The sequence below is a fragment of the Novosphingobium kunmingense genome (genome assembly GCF_002813245.1).
GTDB lineage: Bacteria > Pseudomonadota > Alphaproteobacteria > Sphingomonadales > Sphingomonadaceae > Novosphingobium > Novosphingobium kunmingense.
The window spans coordinates 224,890-245,000 of sequence record NZ_PHUF01000004.1 but is presented as its reverse complement, the minus strand read 5'-3'; the positions used below and the strand labels follow the sequence as shown (position 1 = coordinate 245,000).

General features: G+C 63.9%; 16 protein-coding genes, 1 tRNA gene and 2 rRNA genes (1 of these 19 running past the window's edge). 18 read left to right on the top strand and 1 reads right to left on the bottom strand.

All coding sequences use genetic code 11. From position 1 onward, the window contains the following. The 18 genes from B0I00_RS10585 to B0I00_RS10505 all read left to right on the top strand — a co-directional run. Nucleotides 1–841: ribosomal RNA gene (locus B0I00_RS10585) — 23S ribosomal RNA — on the top strand (it extends 1,950 nt beyond the left edge of the window). 117 nt (nt 842–958) lie between these two features. Continuing rightward, nucleotides 959–1,073 (top strand): 5S ribosomal RNA (gene rrf / locus B0I00_RS10580). 164 nt (nt 1,074–1,237) lie between these two features. Continuing rightward, a tRNA-Met gene (locus B0I00_RS10575) sits at nt 1,238–1,314 on the top strand. 108 nt (nt 1,315–1,422) lie between these two features. After that, nucleotides 1,423–2,172, top strand: a complete 750-nt coding sequence (locus B0I00_RS10570) for a sterol desaturase family protein (RefSeq protein ID WP_100867370.1) — start codon at nt 1,423–1,425, stop codon at nt 2,170–2,172. Nucleotides 2,173–2,264: 92 nt separating this feature from the next. Further along, entirely contained in the window at nt 2,265–3,389 is a 1,125-nt protein-coding gene (locus B0I00_RS10565; protein WP_100867369.1) for a cell wall hydrolase, read from the top strand. Nucleotides 3,390–3,678: 289 nt separating this feature from the next. Beyond that, nucleotides 3,679–4,446: a glucose-1-phosphate cytidylyltransferase gene (rfbF, locus tag B0I00_RS10560; protein ID WP_100867368.1), complete on the top strand. Its 768-nt coding sequence runs from the start codon at nt 3,679–3,681 to the stop codon at nt 4,444–4,446. After that, a complete protein-coding gene (rfbG, locus tag B0I00_RS10555; RefSeq protein ID WP_232730197.1) occupies nt 4,431–5,495 on the top strand; it encodes a CDP-glucose 4,6-dehydratase in 1,065 nt (354 codons plus the stop codon). Before rfbF ends, rfbG begins: the two co-directional genes overlap by 16 nt. 20 nt (nt 5,496–5,515) lie before the next feature. Next, the gene (rfbH, locus tag B0I00_RS10550) at nt 5,516–6,880 is read left to right on the top strand and encodes a lipopolysaccharide biosynthesis protein RfbH (RefSeq protein WP_100867367.1); all 1,365 of its coding nucleotides are present in this window, start codon (nt 5,516–5,518) and stop codon (nt 6,878–6,880) included. Between the two features lie 28 nt (nt 6,881–6,908). Next, complete coding sequence (locus B0I00_RS10545) at nt 6,909–7,610, top strand: aldolase/citrate lyase family protein (RefSeq protein ID WP_157812537.1); 702 nt, start codon at nt 6,909–6,911, stop codon at nt 7,608–7,610. Further along, complete coding sequence (locus B0I00_RS10540) at nt 7,610–8,314, top strand: hypothetical protein (RefSeq protein WP_100867365.1); 705 nt, start codon at nt 7,610–7,612, stop codon at nt 8,312–8,314. Before B0I00_RS10545 ends, B0I00_RS10540 begins: the two co-directional genes overlap by 1 nt. After that, a complete protein-coding gene (locus B0I00_RS10535; protein WP_100867364.1) occupies nt 8,311–10,056 on the top strand; it encodes a thiamine pyrophosphate-binding protein in 1,746 nt (581 codons plus the stop codon). Before B0I00_RS10540 ends, B0I00_RS10535 begins: the two co-directional genes overlap by 4 nt. A gap of 19 nt (nt 10,057–10,075) precedes the next feature. Then, entirely contained in the window at nt 10,076–11,059 is a 984-nt protein-coding gene (locus B0I00_RS10530) for an NAD-dependent epimerase/dehydratase family protein (protein WP_100867363.1), read from the top strand. A gap of 50 nt (nt 11,060–11,109) precedes the next feature. Continuing rightward, a complete protein-coding gene (locus tag B0I00_RS10525; protein WP_100867362.1) occupies nt 11,110–13,053 on the top strand; it encodes an SLBB domain-containing protein in 1,944 nt (647 codons plus the stop codon). Next, entirely contained in the window at nt 13,050–14,168 is a 1,119-nt protein-coding gene (locus B0I00_RS10520) for a GumC domain-containing protein (RefSeq protein WP_100867361.1), read from the top strand. Before B0I00_RS10525 ends, B0I00_RS10520 begins: the two co-directional genes overlap by 4 nt. Before the next feature lies 1 nt (nt 14,169). Then, nucleotides 14,170–15,102: a glycosyltransferase family 2 protein gene (locus B0I00_RS10515; RefSeq protein WP_232730196.1), complete on the top strand. Its 933-nt coding sequence runs from the start codon at nt 14,170–14,172 to the stop codon at nt 15,100–15,102. 2 nt (nt 15,103–15,104) lie between these two features. Beyond that, on the top strand, nt 15,105–15,497 hold the full coding sequence (locus tag B0I00_RS10510; protein WP_157812536.1) for a GtrA family protein: 393 nt from the start codon (nt 15,105–15,107) through the stop codon (nt 15,495–15,497). Next, nucleotides 15,494–16,882, top strand: a complete 1,389-nt coding sequence (locus tag B0I00_RS17045) for a glycosyltransferase family 87 protein (RefSeq protein WP_157812535.1) — start codon at nt 15,494–15,496, stop codon at nt 16,880–16,882. Before B0I00_RS10510 ends, B0I00_RS17045 begins: the two co-directional genes overlap by 4 nt. Further along, nucleotides 16,879–18,516, top strand: coding sequence for an ArnT family glycosyltransferase (locus tag B0I00_RS10505; protein WP_157812534.1), 1,638 nt, complete (start codon nt 16,879–16,881; stop codon nt 18,514–18,516). Before B0I00_RS17045 ends, B0I00_RS10505 begins: the two co-directional genes overlap by 4 nt. Here B0I00_RS10505 and B0I00_RS10500 read toward each other — a convergent pair. Continuing rightward, on the bottom strand, nt 18,509–20,098 hold the full coding sequence (locus B0I00_RS10500; RefSeq protein WP_100867749.1) for a fatty acid--CoA ligase: 1,590 nt from the start codon (nt 20,096–20,098) through the stop codon (nt 18,509–18,511). The genes B0I00_RS10505 and B0I00_RS10500 overlap by 8 nt on opposite strands. Between the last annotated feature and the right edge of the window lie 13 nt (nt 20,099–20,111).

Here is a 20,111-nt window from a genome sequence, read left to right as displayed (position 1 = left end):
CCCGCGGTTAGACGGAAAGACCCCGTGCACCTTTACTGCAGCTTCAGAGTGGCATTAGGAAAGAGTTGTGTAGCATAGGTGGGAGGCTTTGAAGCATTGGCGCCAGCCGATGTGGAGCCATAGGTGAAATACCACCCTGCTGTTTTCTGATGTCTAACCACGCGCCGTTAGCCGGCGCTGGGACCCTCTGTGGCGGGTAGTTTGACTGGGGCGGTCGCCTCCTAAAGAGTAACGGAGGCGCGCGATGGTAGGCTCAGGCCGGTTGGAAACCGGCTGTTAGAGTGCAATGGCATAAGCCTGCCTGACTGCGAGACTGACGAGTCGAGCAGAGACGAAAGTCGGTCATAGTGATCCGGTGGTCCCTCGTGGAAGGGCCATCGCTCAACGGATAAAAGGTACGCCGGGGATAACAGGCTGATGATTCCCAAGAGCTCATATCGACGGAATCGTTTGGCACCTCGATGTCGGCTCATCACATCCTGGGGCTGGAGCAGGTCCCAAGGGTTTGGCTGTTCGCCAATTAAAGTGGTACGTGAGCTGGGTTCAGAACGTCGCGAGACAGTTTGGTCCCTATCTGCCGTGGGCGTCGATACTTGAGAGGAGTTGCCCCTAGTACGAGAGGACCGGGGTGAACATGCCTCTGGTGTACCTGTCGTTCCGCCAGGAGCGCAGCAGGGTAGCTATGCATGGACGGGATAACCGCTGAAAGCATCTAAGCGGGAAGCCTCCCTCAAGATTAGGTATCTTCGAGTCGTCGTAGACCACGACGTTGATAGGCCGGATGTGGAAGCGCAGTAATGTGTGGAGCTAACCGGTCCTAATAACTCTGATCATGCTTGATGAATCCCACCATCAATGACAGCCTTGCTGTCTGCGATTGTCGGACGATATCAGCCAGATACGCCCTAAAAGCACACAAGAGTGCATCGATTAAAGCCCGTATCCGCCTGCTTTATTGCTTGGTGGCCATAGCGTCAGTGACCCACCCGATCCCATCTCGAACTCGGCCGTGAAACCTGACAGCGCCGATGGTACTACCGCTCAAGCGTTGGAAGAGTAGGACGTCGCCAGGCATTACAGCCGGCGGGTACGGAAAACCCATTCACATGTCAGGGCATCTGCCCAACCGCAAAGGGCCGTTCGCGGCCCTTTTCGTGTCTCTGGGCTTGTGTCCGAACAGTTTCGTCCTAGATGGGCGATCAGTTCATGGCGGCGCGTTAACGTCCGCCGATGGTGACGCGGGGTGGAGCAGCCCGGTAGCTCGTCAGGCTCATAACCTGAAGGTCGTAGGTTCAAATCCTACCCCCGCAACCAGACAGAACCCCGCTTCGGCGGGGTTTTTTGTTGCCCAGCGCTCACATGCACCGTCCTGGTTCAAGCCGCGGTCGCCAAGGACGATATGCGCTGGTAAGTCGCTGGACCATGACCGGATCCTCTGCCTTCGCCTGGTCAGGCCCGCTTGCCGCGATTGCTGCCATGTGCGCGATCGTCGCCGTGCGTTACCTTGTGACTAGCGGCGGTTTCGCGTGGTTCGGCAATCGGCTGATCCCCGGGCTGCATCATGGGCTCTCGCGCCAGATCGGGGCGGAGATCCGGTGGTCCCTGCTGAGTGCGATCGTCTACGGCGTGCCGGCCGGGCTCGCGGCCTGGGCCTGGCAGGCAAAGGGCCTGACCCGGATATACAACGACATCGAGGCCTATCCGCTGTGGTGGTTGCCGCTCAGTCTGGTCCTCGCCCTCGTGCTGCAGGACGCGTGGTTCTACTGGACGCATCGTCTGATGCATCGGCGCGCGCTGTTCCGGATAATGCATGCGGTCCACCATGCCAGCCGTCCACCGACGGCCTGGGCGGCCATGAGCTTTCATCCCAGCGAGGCTCTGACAATGGCGTTTTTCGTGCCCGCCCTCGTCTTCTTGGTGCCGCTCCATGTCGGCGTGGTCGGCCTGCTCCTGCTGGTGATGACGATCATGGGGGTGACGAACCACATGGGCTGGGAGATGTTCCCGCGCCGTCTGGTCGAGGGGCGAGCCGGCGATTGGATCATAACAGCCAGCCATCACCAGCGTCACCATCAGCGCTATGACGGCAACTACGGCTTGTACTTCCGGTACTGGGACAGGCTTTGCGGGACCGACCGGGGGCTCGGGACATTCGAGCGGACAAGGCGTTGAGCCTCGTGCAAGGTTGCCGCAGGCTCCTGCCAGACCTATCTAGCCCGGAATAGTCCGCAGCCCGGCGACTAGCGAAAGGGCCCATTGCATTCATGATCGGTGCCCGCGGGCGAGTATCGTCGATCCTTGCCGTTTGCGTTGCGCTTCTTGTCGCGATCGCGACGGCCATGACGCTGGTCGCCGCCGAACAGGCACGCCCGGTGATCACATCGCCGGACACCCCGATCAGCGCCTTGCCGGGCCAGCCGGGCGAAGCGCCGGTTCTTGCCGACATCCAGGGCCTGCCGGCCGACGAAGCCCGCAAGCGGAATGCGGCAGATCCGTTCTTCCCCGGCACGGTGCAACCTGCGCCGCCGTTCCGCCTGACGACAATGGGCAGCGATTTCGACCGCGCGCGTGAGTGCCTGGCGCTGGCCGCCATGGCCGAGGCGGGCCCATCTGACGATGGCCAGCGAGCGGTGATGCAGGTCATCCTCAACCGAGTTCGACATCCCGCCTTTGCCAAGACGATCTGCGGCGTCGTGTTCGAAGGTGCGGACCGCAGCACCGGATGCCAGTTTACCTTCACCTGCGACGGATCGCTGACCCGACAGTACAGTCAGATTGCCTGGGATCGCGCCCGCGCCCGGGCCACGGCGATGCTGCGCGGCCAGGTCTTTGCCAAGGTCGGCAACGCCACCCATTACCATACCGACTGGGTCTATCCGTACTGGAGCCCGCAGCTCGTCAAGCTGACCCAGGTCGATACCCATCTGTTCTTCCGCTGGCCGGGTTACTGGGGCACGCCTGCTGCGATGCGGATCGCCTATCGCGGGGCCGAGCCGGACATGGCTGGACTGGCCGGCGGAGGCGAAAGCCCGGTGCCGGCATCGCTCCCGTCCTTCGCGCCTTTGCCTCCCGGGACCCCGAAGGTTGCCGGCGGCGAAGTCAAGGTTCGCGACGCAAGCGGCCGGGGCAACTTCCTCCTCTTGTCGAGCAGCGATCCCGAGCAAGCTGTGGCCGGGGCTCGAAAGCTATGCGGCACGGCACCGACCTGCCGCGTGCTGGGCTGGCTCGAAGCAACGGCGATCCCGGCACGCTTCCCCATTCCGCCGGCCTCGCGCGCCGCACTTGCATTCAGTTTTTCCCGCGACCCTTCTGGAGCGGAAATCGTGCTGTATGACTGCCGGTCCTTTGCCGGAATCGCACCCGATCGCTGCATTCCGCGCATGCGCTGACCGCGCGGCGCGTCCTGCAAGGGATTGATTTTGGATCGTCACGTTGCATCGGGGCGGTGCGGGGGCACCGAAGGCATACAATCTGCCCGAGCCGTAAAAGACTTCGCCGTCCAAGCGATCACTAGTGTTCGCTAGGGCTATCCCAGCGAATAGAGATCGGTTCTGCATATTGCAATTGCACAACCGGTCACCTAAAGGTCTTGTCGCAATCTGCGGTGTGAATATTGACGGGCCGTCCGTGTTCGTAATTATTCAACTATTTCAACTAATTATGGCAGTTTAGTCGCTCATGAAAGCAGTAATTCTGGCTGGTGGGCTCGGCACACGTCTGGGTGAAGAGACGCAGGTTAGGCCGAAGCCGATGGTCGAAGTTGGCGGAATGCCGATACTTTGGCATATTATGAAGATATACTCGGCGCACGGCGTGAACGACTTTGTGATATGCCTTGGCTACAAGGGCTATCTTATCAAAGAGTTCTTCGCCAACTATTACTTGCATTCGGCCGATGTTACGCTGGATCTGAACAAGAACGCGATGGAGGTCCATCGCCAGCGAAGCGAACCCTGGCGCATAACCCTGGTCGATACCGGCGCCACCACGCAGACGGGCGGCCGGGTCAAGGCGATTAGCCCCTACCTCAAGCCGGACGAGCCGTTCTGCCTGACCTATGGCGACGGCGTGTCCGATGTCGACATCACCGCGCTGATGGCCTTTCACAAAGCGCACGGCGGCAAGGCGAGCATCACCGCCGTTGCACCTCCGGGGCGGTTCGGTGCGCTCGATCTGGACGAAAACCGTGTCACCAGCTTCACCGAGAAGCCGGCGGGCGACGGCGGCTTGATCAACGGGGGATTCTTCGTCCTCGACCCGTCGGTGATCGACCTGATCGATGCCCCCGAAACCATCTGGGAGCGCGAGCCGCTCGAACGCCTTGCCGCCGATGGCGAGCTTCACGCGTATCACCACGAAGGCTTCTGGCAGCCGATGGATACGCTGCGCGACAAGCAGCATCTGGAGGCCCTGTGGCAGAAAGGCGCGCCGTGGAAGGTCTGGTAAATCCGGCCTTCTGGCGCAACCGTCGGGTTCTCGTTACCGGGCACACAGGGTTCAAGGGCAGCTGGCTTGCGCTGTGGCTGGACCAGCTTGGTGCCAAGGTGACCGGGCTGGCCCTGGCCGCCGAACGGCCCAGCCTGTTCGAACAGGCGCGGATCGCCGAGCTGGTCGACCATCACGAGGGCGACATCCGCGATCCGGAGGTAGTGGATGCGGTGTTCGCCGCGGCCCGGCCCGAAATCGTGTTTCACCTTGCGGCCCAGCCGCTGGTGCGGCTGTCGTACGAGCAGCCGGCCGAAACCTTCGCGACGAACGTACAAGGCACCGTCCATGTACTCGACGCGTGCCGGCGCGCCGAAGGCCTGCGCGCCGTGGTCTGCGTGACCAGCGACAAGTGTTACGAGAACCGCGAGTGGGTCTGGCCCTATCGCGAAACCGATCCGATGGGCGGGCATGATCCATACAGCGCGAGCAAAGGCGCGGCCGAACTGGTCATCGCCTCCTATCGGCGCTCGTTCTTCAGGGACGGCCCGCTGGTCGCCTCGGTGCGCGCAGGCAATGTGATCGGCGGCGGCGACTGGGCGAAGGACCGCCTGATCCCCGACATGATCCGCGCCCTGGTCAGCGAACAATCCGTGGCGATTCGCTCGCCCGATTCGGTCCGCCCCTGGCAGCATGTGCTCGAGGCGCTGGGCGGCTATCTGATGATTGCCGAGCGGCTCCACGGCGGTGAACGTCCCGTTGCCGACGGATGGAACTTCGGTCCGGCCGACGACGATACGCAGCCGGTCAGCTGGATTGCCGACCGTATGGTCGAGACTTGGGGCAGCGGTAATTGGCACACTGTCGATGGTCCGCGCCCGCATGAAGCCACCTTGCTTCGGCTCGATTGCAGCAAGGCGCGACGCGAGCTAGGCTGGCGTCCGGCATGGCGGCTCGACACGGCGCTCGACCGTATAGTCTCATGGCACAAGGCCGTGGCCGGGGGCGAAGATGCCCGGGCCGTTTCGCTCGCCCAGTTGGCCGATTACCAGGCCCGAGTGGCTGCATAGATCAAGGACTCCCCAGACCGATGAACGACAACACCGTGCTGAGCAATCTGGCGACGATCGCCCAGGAATGCGACGAAGCCCAGCTGCGCGAACTGATTCTGAACCTCACCGGCGAATACGCCGATCGGTTCCACGCGCCCAAACCCTTCGTGCCCGGCGAAAGCCCGGTGCCGGTCTCGGGCAAGGTCTACGGCGCCAGCGACATGCGTTCGCTGGTCGATTCCGCGCTCGATTTCTGGCTGACCACGGGCCGCTTCAACACCGAGTTCGAAGACCGCCTGGCCAAGCGGATCGGCGTTGCGCACGCCCTGACGACCAACTCGGGTTCGTCGGCCAACCTGCTGGCGCTCTCGACGCTCACCTCGCACTATTTCCGCGCCGATGCGCTGCAGCCTGGCGATGAAGTGATCACCGTCGCGACCGGCTTCCCGACCACGGTCAACCCGTCGCTGCAGTACGGCCTGAAGCCCGTCTTCGTCGACGTCGACATTCCGACCTACAACATCAAGCCCGACATGATCGAAGCGGCGGTTTCGGACCGGACCCGCGCGATCATGATCGCCCACACGCTGGGCAACCCGTTCGACCTGGGCGAAGTGATGCGCGTCGCCGAAAAGCACAACCTGTGGGTCGTCGAGGATTGCTGCGACGCACTTGGTGCGACCTATGACGGTCGCAATGTCGGCACCTTCGGCCACATCGGCACGCTGAGCTTCTACCCCGCGCACCACATCACCATGGGCGAGGGCGGGGCGGTGTTCACCGACAAGCCGCGCCTGAAGCGCGTGATCGAATCGATGCGCGACTGGGGCCGCGACTGCTGGTGCGCACCCGGCATGGACAACACCTGCGGCAAGCGCTTCGGTCGCCGCCTCGGCTCGCTGCCGATGGGTTACGACCACAAGTACACCTATGGGCATTGCGGCTACAACCTCAAGATTACCGACATGCAGGCCGCTGTCGGCGTCGCCCAGCTCGATCGCCTCGATGGCTTCATCGACGCCCGCCAGCGCAATTTCGCGCTGCTGACCGAGGCTTTCCGTGAGTTCGAGGACGTCTTCATCCTGCCCGAAGCGACCCCCAACAGCCAGCCCAGCTGGTTCGGCTTCCCGCTGACCCTGCGGGAAGGGGCGCCCTTCGTGCGCGAGGAGCTGACCCAGTACTTCGATGCCAAGAAGATCGGCACCCGCTTGCTGTTCGGCGGCAACCTGCTGCGCCAGCCCTACATGAAGGGTCGCGACGTGCGCGTCGTGGGCGACCTGACCAATGCCGACATCGTTACCGAACGGACCTTCTGGATCGGCCTGTTCCCGGGCATCGGCGAAGCGCATGTCGAATATGTCGCCGATACCGTGCGCGAATTCCTCGCCGGCAAGCGCGTCTAAGAAAAACCAGATTCCGTTGGGAGTACCGATGAATTTTTCCCGTATCGTTTCGCTCAAAGGTGAGTTCGAAGCCGAAGGCCTGACCCGCGATACCGTTGCCGCCGAGGCCGCTTTCGCGGCCCGCAACGGCCTGCCCTACCTCGTCAAGATCGGCGGGTGCGAGGCGAAGTCCGACATGCGCTTCCTGATGCACCAGGGCATCCGCAGCATCGTCGCGCCGATGATCGAGAGCGCTTTTGCGATGAAGAAGTACCAGGACATGCTGCCCGAAGGCGCGTTCGACCACGTCGGAGTGACGATCGAGACCGAGACCGCGGTCGACCGGATCGAGGCGATCCTCGACGCCGGGGTCAAGCTTTCCGAAGTCACCGTCGGTCGCAGCGACCTGACCGCCAGCTTCGGCGGCTCCGGTGTCAACTGCGCCGAAACCCTGGCGATGGTGAAGACCGTTGCCCGCGCGGCCAAGGCTCGCGGCCTCGCCACAACGATGGGCGGGACGGTCAACGCTGAAACCTTTGCCGTGCTGCGCGAGGACGATGAGCTGCGTGATCTGATCGCCTGCGTCGAAACGCGCAAATGCGTCATGCCGGTCGCCAAGTTCCTCGAAGACGGCGCCCTTGCCGATGCCTTTGCGGTCGAGCAGGCGCTGCTCGACATGCAGGTCGAGGCCTTTGGTGCGATTGCCGATGGCGCGCGCAGCCGCACTGCCGCGTTGAACGCGAGGCTCTGATGGAAATCAAGTTCGTCCTCGATTTCGATGGCGTGCTGTTCAACAGCGCGTTCGAGGCCTACACCGTGGCCAACAAGGCCACCCAGGGCCGTGAGGGCTTTCGCCAGGATATCCCCTATGACGAGTTCCTGGCCTTCCGCAGCGTCGTGACGGATGCGTGGCAGTACAACCGGCTTTACACGGCAAAGGGGGCGATCCCGCCCGCCGCGCTGCCCGATGTCGCGCCGAACGAGGACGACTGGGCCTTTGCTCGCGACTTTTTCGAGGCGCGGCGCGAAATCATGGAGAATCCGGACTGGCCCAAGGTCATGCCGCCCTATGACTTCTATTTCCTGCTCAAGCCGCTCTTTGCCGCATATCCCGGGCGGTTCTCGATCCTGTCGACCCGCAACGTCGCCTCGATCCGCCAGGCGCTGGCGTTCCACGGCACCGAGAACATCGAGATCTTCGGCCAGGAGGATATCCGGCGGCTGGGATCCAAACTCGCCGTGGCGCAAAGCCAGCACTGGCTCGACCAGGGCAAGTTCCTGATCGTCTACGTCGATGACATGAACAGCCATCTCGAACCGTTCGAGGGCGAGATCCACCTCCCGCTGCACGCCGACTGGGGTTACGATCGGGGGACCCCCGGCAGCCTTTCGGCCAACCAGATCCACACCATCATCTCTTCGCTGCTGTCGCTGGCCAACAAGGACGCTGCATGAAGTATTCCGACCAGATCGGCCAGTGGCTGAAGGCCGCCGGGTACACGCACTATTTCTACGTCGGCGGGGGCAACATCATGCACCTCACCGAAAGCCTCGACCGCTACTTGACCGGCGTGCCGGTGGTCCACGAGGTGGCGGCCGGCATCGCGGCCGAATATTTCAACGTGATCGCGGCGCCCGCCAAGGCGCTGGCGCTGGTGACCGCCGGGCCCGGGCTGACCAACATCATCACCGCCATCAGCGGCTGCTGGCTGGAAAGCCGCGAACTGTTGGTCATCGGCGGCCAGGTCAAGACTGCCGACCTGGCGCGCCAGAAGCTGCGGTCGCGCGGGATCCAGGAGGTCGACGGGGTCGAACTGGTCCGCTCGACCACCAAGCTCGCCGAACGGCTCGACCGCGTCGTGTCGGCGGAAGAATTCCTGGCGATGATCTCGGTCAGCTGGACCCCGCGCAAGGGACCGGTCTTCCTCGAGATCCCGCTCGACATTCAGGCCGCTACGGTCGAGGAAGCGGCGCTTCCAGCCATTGCCCCACCGGGCCTGCCGACCGCATCCGAACACAAGATCGACCAGGTCGCGGACCTGTGGACCAAGGCCAGCCGCCCGGTCCTGCTGGTCGGCGGCGGAGTGGAATACGCCACGGTCGACGCGCTGCGCAGCCGGATCGACGCGCTGCAGATGCCGGTCATGACGACCTACAATGGCGCCGACCGTTTCGATGGCGACGCGCCCAACTACCTCGGCCGGCCCAACACCTGGGGCCAGCGCAGCAGCAATATCATCATTCAGCAGGCCGACCTCATCGTGGCGGTCGGGACCCGGCTGGGCATGCAGCAGACGGGTTTCAACTGGCAGGAGTTCGGCCGTGACGCCCACGTCGTCCAGGTCGAGATCGATCCGGCCGAGCTGGAAAAGGGCCACCCCCGCGTCGACCTGGCGCTCAACGTCGATGCCAACGATTTCCTCCAGCGGCTGGTGGCGCACGATCTGCCCGCCAAGCCCGACTGGCTGGCCTGGGCGCAGTCGGTGCGCCAGGCGGTTCCGCGGGTCGAGCCGGTCAACAACACCGGTGAAGGCTATCTCTCGCCCTACGATTTCATCGTCCGGCTCGAAACGCTGACCCGGCCGGACGATCTGGTGATCCCCTGTTCAAGCGGCAGCGCCTTCACGCTGTCGATGCAGCTCTACAAGCAGAAGCTGGGGCAGCGGATGATCACCGACAAGTCGCTGGCCTCGATGGGTTATGGCTTGTCGGGCGCGATCGGCGCGGCGATTGCCGGAAAGGGGCGTCGCACCATCCTGATCGAAGGCGATGGCGGCTTTGCGCAGAACATGCAGGAACTGGGCACGGCGGCGATCAACGGCCTCAACCTCAAGATCTTCATTTTCGACGATCAGGGCCACGCTTCGATCCGGATGACCCAGCGCAGCTATTTCAACGGCAAGTACCTCGGCTGCGACCAGCCCTCGGGGCTGGGCCTGCCCAAGTGGGACAACCTGTTCACCGCCTGGGATATTCCGGTGCTGCGTCTGCCGCTCGACTTCACCGAAGATGCGGAAATGCGCGAGCTGTTCGACGCGCCGGGTGTCGCCGCGTTCATCGTACCGATCGATCCGGAGCAGACCTACTTCCCCAAGATCTCCAGCCGCATAACGGCATCGGGTTCGATGGAATCGAACCCCATCGACCGTATGACTCCGGAAGTGGACTATCTCGAAGCGCTGTCGCTCAAGACGTAAGTCGCACAAGGGGCCGACCATGACCGCCGTGCCGATCAGCCTGCCACCTGCAATTCGTACTGCCCTGCGCGCGGATTCGCGCCGCATCGTGCTGGTCGGCGCGAGCGGCTGGATCGGCCAGACGGTCTGCGCCCTGCTTGACGAAGCCTTGGGCGACGCCGTGGCCGATCGGCTGGTCTGTGTCGGTTCGGCCGAGCGGACCGTGATGCTTCCCTCGGGTCGGACCGTTGTGCAGCGTGCGCTCTCGACGCTGGCGGACCTGCCCGAACGGACCTCGCTGCTGCTGCACCTTGCCTTCCTGACCAAGGACAAGGTTTCCGGCATGTCGCGCGAGGCCTACGTCGAGGCCAACAAGGCGTTGGCGCGCCAGGTTTACGATGCGCTTGCACCGATCGGCGTCGACCGGTTGTTCATCGCCAGTTCCGGCGCGGCGGCCTTTGCCGACGATGTCGAATCGCTGGAGGACCTGCGTCTTTACGGCCGGCTCAAGCGCGACGATGAGGACTTGTTCGCAGGCTGGGCCGACGCGGACCCAACGCGGCGGCGCGCGGCGATCTGCCGCATCTATTCCGTTTCGGGCCCGTTCATCAACAAGCACGATACATACGCTCTCGCGAACTTCATCATCAGCGCGCTGCGGTCCGATCCGATCGCCGTGCGCGCCCCGCGGGAGGTTTGGCGCAGCTATGTCGCGGTCAAGGAAGTTGTCGCGGTGGCGTTCGGCCAGCTGCTGGCCGCGGATGGACCGGCGGTGCAGCGATTCGACAGCGGAGGGGAGCCGCTGGAGCTGGGCCATGTTGCCCGGATCGTGGCCGAGGAATTGGGCGGCGAGGCGACCGGCCGGCCGATCACCGAAACTCCTCCCAACCGCTATTGCGGCGACCACCCCGGTTGGCTGGCCCTGCTGCGGAAGAACGGTCTGGAACATATCGGCTTGCCCGAACAAGTGCGTGAAACTGCACGGTTTCTTGCCTCGCTTGAAGCAGGGTCGATTCGCGTCTAGTGCGGGCAACAATATTTCGGCGAAAGCCGGGGGCCGCGGCAGCGGCACTGATGAGGGTTGAGTTTTTCAAGATGTTCACGACAAATGCATTGCGGACCCGCCTGGCGTGGATCTTGGCCCTGGCCGTCATGCCGCTGTCACCAGCGAACGCGCAGCAAACGATCGATCCGCGCGTCGCAGCCGCGCAGCAAGCGCAACAATCGCAACAGTCGCAGGACGGTTCGAGCAGCGGCACGGCGACCGGCAGTTCATCGCAAGGCGACGATTCATCGTCAGCCGACAGCACGTTGATCGGTCCGCGCACCATCGCCGACACGTCGCGCCAAACCTTGTCGAGCGATCAGTTGCGGCAAACCGATAGCGGCTTGCTGACCAAGCCCCCGGCGGAACCGGGCGAGTTCGAAAAGTATATCGAGCGTATCCTCGGCCGCAAGTTGCCGCGGTTCGGCGCCGACCTGCTGGTCCCCTCGAACCGTGACTTCGCGCTGCCGGCTACCTCGACCGTGCCGGGCAGCTATGTCGTGCGTCCTGGCGATACGATCGTCGTCTCGCTGTCGGGTTCGGTTGACGGGAGCGTTCGCCGCACAGTCGACACCAATGGCAAGATCTATCTGGAAGGGATCGGCGCAGTGCGAGTTGCCGGCGTGCGGCACGACGACCTGCGCGATGTCCTGGCCCGCGCGATCGGCACGCAGTACCGCGGTTTCACCGTCTCGGTCTCGGTCGCAAGCCTGCGGGGGATCCGCGTCTATGTCACCGGCTTCGCCAACAACCCCGGCGCTTTCACGGTCAGCAGCCTGTCGACGATGGCGAACGCAGTCCTGCAGGCCGGCGGCCCGTCCTCCGGAGGCAGCTTCCGCTCGGTCAAGCTTTACCGGTCCGGCCGGCAAGTGGGTGACTTCGATCTCTACGAACTGCTTCGCGGGGGCAACCGGGTGAACGACCTTGTCCTGGAAAACGAGGACGTGCTGTTCATTCCGCCTGCCGGAAAGCAAGTCGCGATCATCGGCAGCGTCCAGCAGGAGGCGATCTACGAAGCCTTGCCGGGCGAATCGGTCGAGCAGATGCTCGCCGCGGCCGGCGGCACCAACACGCTTGGCGACGCAAGCCGCGTGGTCCTCTACCGGATTGACGGCAGCGTCGATCCGGGGCCGCGTGAACTGTCGCGCGCCGAGGCCGCAGCCACCACGGTAAGCACGGGCGACATCATCCAGGCACTTTCGACCGGCAGTCTCATCCAGCCGCTCGACAAGCAGTCCGTTCTAGTCAGGGTCGAGGGCGAGGTCGGGAAGCCCGGCATCTATTATGTCCCGCCCAACAGCACGCTCGACCAGATCATCGCGCGCGCCGGCGGGCTGACCTCGGGCGCCTTTGTCTATGGCACCCGCCTGACCCGGCAATCGGTCAAACAGCAACAGCAGGTCAGCTACCGCGAGGCGATCCAGCAGCTTGAACTCAGCTTGTCCGCTGCGCCGCTGACCTCCGACACCACGCTGAGCCTGGCCGATCGCCAGGCCCAGATCGCTGGTGCGCGCGCGGTGCTCGAACAGCTCAAGAAGGCCGAGCCGGATGGCCGCATCGTCATGCCCATCGGAATAGCCGATGCGGTGCTGCCTGGTCCGGTGCGGATGGAAAACAACGACGAACTCTACATCCCGGCCCGCCCGACAACGGTCGGCGTGTTCGGCGCGGTCTACAGGCCCGCGTCGTTCCTGATCTCCAACAGCCGTGACTACCGGATCAAGGACTATGTCGACCTGGCCGGCGGGACGATACGCGCGGCTGACAAGGGCGACATATTCGTCGTCCGCGCCAACGGCGAAGTCCTCTCACGCAAGCGTGGTGCGATGAATGCACCGGCCAATCCCGGCGACGTCGTGTTCGTTCCGGTTCGGACCCAGGGCAGCACGTTCTGGAGCAAGTTCAAGGACGTCGTGCAGACGCTGTTCCAGCTCAGCCTGAGCGCGGCGACCGTTATCTCGGTGACCAAATGACGCCGCCTCGCTCGTTCATCGGTACCTTCGCCGAATTTCGGTGGTTTGCCCGATTCAAGTGGCGTGCACTGGTGTTCCTGCCGCCGATCGTCGCGCTTTTGCTTCTCGCTGTGTTTCCCGAACGCTACCGTGCGGCCACGTCGTTGACCCCGGCCGATCCGGAAAGCCTCGGCCTCAGTGGTACGCTTGGTCAGCTTGGCGCGTTCAACAGCGTTTTCGGCAACCAGGCGGCGGTCGAAGTGGCGATGCGCGTGGCCAAGAGCGTCGCGGTGCGCGAGGGGGTGATCAAGGTCGCCAAGCTCGAACAGCGGCTCAACCAGTCGAATGACCTCAAGCTTCACCGCTGGCTGGAAGACCGCGTTACCATCCGCTCGCTGCGGGGCGGGATCATCAGCATCGAAATGTCCTTGGCCGATGCGGATCTCGCACGCACTATCGTGGGAGCTTATGTCACCGAGACACAGTCCCGGCTGGCGGAAATCAGCCGCGGACAGACCGCCTACAAGCGTGACGTGCTGTTCAAGCTGACGACCGACGCGTCAGACAGGCTGGCAAAGGCGCAGGCCGATTTCGACAATTTCCGCCTGCGCGCGCGCTATGCAGATCCGCGCTCATCGATGGAGGCGATCGGCGAACGCGTGCCCAAGCTGGAAGTCGCCATCAAGGCCAAGCAGGTCCAGATCGACGCGGCGCGGGAAATGTTCACCGACCAGAACGTGATGGTGAAGCAGTTGCTGGCTGAAATGAACACACTGCAATCCCAGCTGGCCGAAGCCAAGACCACCGATCCTCGCAGCTCGGAAAGCGTGGGTCGCCTCGTCACCCAGTCGAGCCAGCTGTTCAAGCTCGAGCGTGAACTGGGCATCTCCAAGGCGCTCTACGACAGCTACATGCGCTACCTTCAGGGTACTGCGGTGGAAGACCTGACGTCGACCGCGAACATGCGGGTGCTCGAACCGCCCTACGTCGACACCGATCGGCAGTATCGCCTGCCGGCTCTGGCGGGTGCGATCGTGTTGCTGCTGCTGTGGCTGGCGATCGAGTTCTACCGCCTGCGGCCGCCTGTGGGCGCGCTGCGGTATCGCGAACTGCACGCCGATCCCCAGGAGGCCTGACGTGCGTCCAGAAATCTCCGTCGTTCTGGCCTGCCGGAACGAAGAAGCGAATGTCGAGGCGATTGCGGCGGCCGTTATCTCCGAACTGCAGACCGTCTGCGAATCGTTCGAACTGATCTTCATCGACAACCAGTCGAGCGACCGCACGGTCGAGATCGTGAAGGGGATGTGCGCGCGCGATCCGCGGATCAAGCTGATCGTCAACACGCGCAATTTCGGGCAGATGCGCTCTCCCACGCACGGTATCTATGCTGCGAGCGGCGATGCCGTGATCTCGATGTGTTCGGATTTCCAGGATTCGCCGGCGCTACTTCCCGAGTTCGTACGGCGCTGGCGGGCCGGGACGCAGATCGTCCTGGGCGTGCGCGAAAAGGAGAAGTCCGGAGCCCTCCTCACTTTCTTCCGGGGGCTTTCCTATCGGGTCCAGGCCGCGATCGGCGACTATCCCATTATTCCCAACGCAACGGGCTTCGGCATTTACGACCGCCGCGTGGTCGATTCCATCCGTGCCCTTAACGAGCCGGAACCGTTCTTCCGCGGCCTTCTGGTCGAGACCGGCTATTCGATCGAGCAGATCCCCTACAAGCGCCCGGCACGCGCAGGTGGGCGTTCCAACAACAATTTCTTCTCGCTGCTCGACTTCGCGCTGAACGGCCTGGCCGGTTCGTCGAAGAAGCTCTTGCGGGCGCCGCTCTACGTGGCGTTCTTCGTCGGACTGCTGACACTCGTCTGCCTGATCGGCGCAGTTGTCGCGGCCTTTACCGGCTACTCGTGGCAGCTCTGGCTCTTTGCGGCTATGCTGCAGGGGCAGTTCTTCCTGCTGTTCCTGTTTCTCGGCCTCCTGGGCGTGCAGACCGCGCTGGTGTCCGAACGCACCCGCAACCAGCCGCTGGTGATCGAGCGCGAGCGGATCAACTTCGATCAGAGAGGTTGATCGTGGCGGTCGAAGCGCGGTGGACGGAGCTCGGCCGGGTGATCCGGTACTATTTCAACGGCGTGGTCAACACCGCCTTCGGATATGGGCTGTTTGCCGGGCTCGTCGCGCTGGGCATGAACATGTACGGGGCACAGGCCCTGTCGCACGTGCTGGGCGTGGCCTTCAACTATTTCACGTTCAGCCGCATTACCTTCGCTGACCGGGTCGGATCGAAGGGTCGCTTCGTGCTGTCCTACGCGCTCAACTACGTGATGAGCGTGGCAATCCTGGCGGGGCTTAGCCGGTTCATCGCGTCGCCCTACGGGGCCGGCCTTGCAACCATCGTGATCGTATCGGCGCTCAACTACCTGCTGCTCAAGCGGCTGGTTTTCAACCGGACTGCGGCGACTTGAAACAGCTCGTCGTCCTGCTGGCGGTGCGGTCGCGGGCCGAATGGATCATGGCTTCGGGCGTGATTGCCGGCCTGATCTATTGCGCGGCCTATCTCTATCAGAACAACTATCTGCCGCCGCCGTTCTTCTACGAACCCGACGATACCTTCGCAGACTGGTTCAACACCGCCTTCTGGGCACGGCAGCCGGGTAGCTACGACACCTGGAAGACGGTCTATCCGCCGCTGTCCTTCGTGCTGATCCGGTTCCTCGGCATCGATTCCTGCTATCCCGATCGCCGAAGCTACGACTTCTCCGCTGGTCTTGCCGCACGCTCGTGCGACTGGCTGGGCGTGGTGATGATCTTCGCGATCTTTTTCCTCAATCTGTGGTTGGTCTGGCGGGTTTACCGCAAGAACGACCGGGCTACGGCCATCCCGCGCACGATCTGCCTTGGTCTGGGCATGCCGATGGCCTACGCGCTGGAGCGCGGCAACCTGGTCATGCTGTCCTTCACCTTCCTGGTGCTCGGCGTGGCGCCGCTGCTCCGCTCGGCTCGGCTGAAATGGCTCGCGGTCGGTCTTGCCGTGAACCTGAAGGTCTACCTGATCGTTGCGCCGGCAATGCTCATCCTGAAGCGCAGGTGGCGCTGGGCGGAATGCGCGCTGCTGTCGGTGGTACTCGTCTACATGGCCAGTTACGCGATCCTGGGCAGAGGCACACCGGCCGAGATCTTCGAGAACATTCGCGATTTCGCCCAGCTTCCGTCCGGGCAGGTCCTCGACCAGTGGTATACGACCACTTACCAGCCCATTCTGAAACTGATCAACGAAGGGACGTTCCCGCTGGCCGGGCTGATCGGTTCGCGCAATGTAGACCTAGCTCAGTTCATCCTTCCGCTGCTGGTCCTGAGCGCGCAGGGGGGCATCGTGATGGCGCTTGCCGCCACGGCGATCCGGCCCGAGGTCGTACCGACCTATCGGGTCGTTACGCTTGGTATCTTGCTGGCGTTGATCACGACCGAGCCCGGGGGCTACACGATGATGTATTTCATGCTCTTCGTCCTGCTCGAACCATGGCGTGGCGTCGCGCGGCGGTGGGCGATCACCATGTGCTATATCCTCGCGGTCCCGCTCGACATCGTTATCGACAAGACCTTTCCAATGCCGCGCGAGACCTACTTCGGCGGGGGCACGTCGACGATGATCAATTACTACGTGACGCTCGGTCCGTTCATTCGGCCGCTGCTTATCATGACGATCGCCTATGCCTTGTCGGCGCTGACGGTGGTGACCGTGTGGAAGGATGTCCGCGCCGATGGCTGGTCGCGTCGCTGGCGCTTTCGCAGGGATGCGCCGCTGCTGCCGATGGTGGCACGGCCGGCGCCGCCGCGGAACGGCGCATGATCGACGCATCGGGGGCAGGGCGGTGGCGCTGGCTGGCGCCGCTGGCCATTGCGGCTGTCGCCGTGACGTTGAGGCTGTGGAGCCTGTCGTCCGGGCTGCCGGGGATCAACGATCCCGACGAGCTGACCTTTCAGCTCGGCGCGATAAAGATGCTGACCACGGCCTCGCTCAATCCCGGTTGGTTCGGGCACCCTGCGCTGACGACAATGTACGGTCTGGCCCTGTCGAACGTGCTGGTCTTCGTCGTCGGCTATCTGGGCGGTATGTTCGAAGGGACCCAGCAGTTCATCGCTGCCGCCTACGACAACCCGACCCTGCTGATGCTGCCGGGGCGCGTCCTGATGGTACTGTGCTCGCTCGGCGCCGTGCTGTGCGCGGGGCTGTTCGCGGCGCGCCAGTGGGGGCGTGCGGCGGGCCTGGCCAGCGCCGGGCTGGTCGCGGTCAGCCCGGTCTTCGTCGCGTGGTCGCAGGTCATCCGCTCGGACATCGTCGCCTGCTTCATGATGCTGCTGGCGCTGCTTTCGGCGCAGCGCATTGCGGCTGGCAGCACGCGGCGGCGCGACATCGCGCTCTGCGCGCTGTGGACTGCGCTGGCGATCGCCAGCAAGTGGCCCTTCGCCATGACTGCTCTTGCCGGGGCCGGGGCGCTGTGGTTCGCCGATGGCGCCATTTCGCGACCCTTGCGCGATCGCCTTGCGCATATGCTTGGCTATGGCGCGCTGACCCTCGCTTTCCTCGCGGTCCTGTTCCCCTACCTGGTCATCGACTTCGGCACAGTGATCCGGCACGTCGCCGGCGAGGCGCAAGTGCGTCACCTCGGCGTGCCGGGCGGTACGCCGTGGTGGAACGCTCGGTGGTATGTGTCGGGGCCGATCCTGACCGCGCTCGGGTTCGCAGGGTTCGCACTGTCGCTGCTCGGCCTGGGGCTGATGGCAAAGGACAACCGGGCGGCCGCGGTGATCACCCCGCCGCTGTTCGGCTTTTCCATCCTGCTGGTCGTCCAGCACCTCGTGTGGGAACGCTGGGCCCTTCCGGTCTTCGTCCTGTCGGCGCTGCTGGCGGGGGCAGGGGCGCAGCGGCTGATCAGTTCTGTTGCCGGACAGCACAACAGGCGAAGCGCGGCCATCGCGCTGGTCGTCGGCGCGCTACTGATCCAGCCGGCCTGGCAGACCGCGCTGCAGAACCGTGCGCGCAACAACGACACGCGGCAGCAGGCTTCAGCCTGGGCGCGCGCGCATTTCCAGCCCGGATCGCGCGTATTGGTCGAGCATTTCGCTTTCGAGGTGCTGCACGAGCCGTGGACCTTCTTCTTTCCGCTCGGACACGTCGGCTGCGTCAACGCCAACGACTGGATGCGGGGCAAGGTCCGCTATGACCAGGTCGAGGCCGGGCGCGGCAATCGCGCCAACGTCGATTACGGAACGCTCGATCCGGCGCGGACGAACACCTGCCAAGTCGACTACGCGATCCTCACGCAATACGACCGCTACCTGGCCGAGCGCAGCGACTATCCGCAGGAGGTCGCCAACTACGAAGGGCTTATCGCGCGTGGCCGGATCGTGGCGACGTTCCGACCCGAACCCGGGGTCAGTTCCGGGCCGATCGTGCGGATCGTCGCCATCCCGGTCAGTTGATCTGCCGTTCGCGCCCTTCCCAGTAGGGCTCGCGCAGGCTGCGGCGCAGGATCTTGCCGCTGGGGTTGCGGGGCAAGGCGTCGATCACGTCGACGCTCTTGGGCACCTTGAACCCCGCCAGCCGCTCACGCGCCCAGCCGATCACCGAATCCGGATCGATCGAGGCGCCGGGCTTGGGCACGCAGATCGCCTTCACCGCCTCACCCCATTTCTGATCGGGCACGCCGATCACGGCGACTTCCAGCACATCGGGATGGCCATAGATGCCGCTCTCGACCTCAGCCGGATAGACGTTCTCGCCACCGGTGATGATCATGTCCTTGGCGCGGTCGTACATGTAGACGTAGCCATCGGCGTCCTTGTAGCCGACGTCGCCCGTCGCCACCCAACCGTCGGCGTCCATTGTGCTCGCCGTCGCCTCGGGCAGTTTCCAGTAACCCAGCATGTTCGATGACGACCGGGTGACGATCTCGCCGATCTCGCCGGTGGGCACTTCCTTGCCATCGGCGCCGCGAATGATCAGCTCGACGCCCGGAAGCGGCTTGCCGGCCGAACGCATGCGCGGATTGCCCTCCACGGTGTGGTCTTCGGGCGGGAGGACGCAGATCGTGCCGGTAGTTTCGGTCATGCCATAGTTCTGGACGAACTCTGCCCCGAACATCGCTATGCACTGGCGCAGCAGCTCGAGCGGGATCGGGCTGGCACCGTACATGATGTACTTGATCCGGCTGAAATCGGTCTTCGCGCAGTCGGGGTGGTTGAGCAGCATCTGCAGCGCCGCCGGTACGATGAAGAAGCGCGTCACGCCCCGGTTCTCGACCGCATCGAACACGCGGGTCGGCTCGAACTCGGTCAGCACGATTCCGGGCAGGCCCGCCGCCAAGGCGACGATGCCCAGCCCCGTGCCGCCGATATGTGCGCAGGGCATCGCAACCAGCACGGCCTCGTCCTCGTCCCACAGCGAATGCGGCGGCGGGTTGTCGAGGCCGGCCTTGCGCAGGCCGAACAGGTTGCGGTTGGACAGCACGGCGCCCTTCGGATTGCCGGTGGTGCCCGAGGTGTAGAGCTGCAGGATCGCCTCGTCTGGTCCCGAAGGATCAAACGCGCCGCGCTCGCCCTTCATGATGATTGCGCGGGTTTCCTCGGCGGTCAGGCAATGATCGAGGCCAGGGCGTGTGCCCAGCGTCCCGGCGCAGGCTTCGAACCCGTCCCCCAGGAACAGGGCCTTGGCCTCGGCGTTGTCGATGATGAAGGCTGCTTCCGGCTCGGCCAGGCGCCAGCCGATCGGGACCATCACGATCCCGGCGCGCGCCGCGCCGTAGAACAGGGTGAAATAGGTCGCGCTGTTCTTGCCGAACCAGCAGATGCGATCGCCTTTCTTGAGGCCCATGCCTTGCAGCGCGTGGATCACGCGGGCGGTCGCCTCTTCCATTTCGGCATAGGTCAGGGTGAAGTCATCGCCCTCGAGCGCTACACGATCGGGTCGGTCCTTGGCCCAGAACGTCAGAAAATCGTCGAACGTGTGAAGGTCTTTGGTCAGCTGTGCCTTTGCCAGCAGACGCGCGTAGGTTGCCTGATCCATGCCACTCTCCTTG

What these genes read in the sequence shown, in the direction of transcription:
- B0I00_RS10570 (WP_100867370.1), top strand. Translation starts at nt 1,423, where the DNA reads ATGACCGGATCCTCTGCCTTCGCCTGGTCAGGCCCGCTTGCCGCGATT.
- B0I00_RS10565 (WP_100867369.1), top strand. Translation starts at nt 2,265, where the DNA reads ATGATCGGTGCCCGCGGGCGAGTATCGTCGATCCTTGCCGTTTGCGTT.
- rfbF (WP_100867368.1), top strand. Translation starts at nt 3,679, where the DNA reads ATGAAAGCAGTAATTCTGGCTGGTGGGCTCGGCACACGTCTGGGTGAA.
- rfbH (WP_100867367.1), top strand. Translation starts at nt 5,516, where the DNA reads ATGAACGACAACACCGTGCTGAGCAATCTGGCGACGATCGCCCAGGAA.
- B0I00_RS10545 (WP_157812537.1), top strand. Translation starts at nt 6,909, where the DNA reads ATGAATTTTTCCCGTATCGTTTCGCTCAAAGGTGAGTTCGAAGCCGAA.
- B0I00_RS10540 (WP_100867365.1), top strand. Translation starts at nt 7,610, where the DNA reads ATGGAAATCAAGTTCGTCCTCGATTTCGATGGCGTGCTGTTCAACAGC.
- B0I00_RS10535 (WP_100867364.1), top strand. Translation starts at nt 8,311, where the DNA reads ATGAAGTATTCCGACCAGATCGGCCAGTGGCTGAAGGCCGCCGGGTAC.
- B0I00_RS10530 (WP_100867363.1), top strand. Translation starts at nt 10,076, where the DNA reads ATGACCGCCGTGCCGATCAGCCTGCCACCTGCAATTCGTACTGCCCTG.
- B0I00_RS10525 (WP_100867362.1), top strand. Translation starts at nt 11,110, where the DNA reads ATGAGGGTTGAGTTTTTCAAGATGTTCACGACAAATGCATTGCGGACC.
- B0I00_RS10520 (WP_100867361.1), top strand. Translation starts at nt 13,050, where the DNA reads ATGACGCCGCCTCGCTCGTTCATCGGTACCTTCGCCGAATTTCGGTGG.
- B0I00_RS10505 (WP_157812534.1), top strand. Translation starts at nt 16,879, where the DNA reads ATGATCGACGCATCGGGGGCAGGGCGGTGGCGCTGGCTGGCGCCGCTG.
- B0I00_RS10500 (WP_100867749.1), bottom strand. Translation starts at nt 20,098, where the DNA reads ATGGATCAGGCAACCTACGCGCGTCTGCTGGCAAAGGCACAGCTGACC.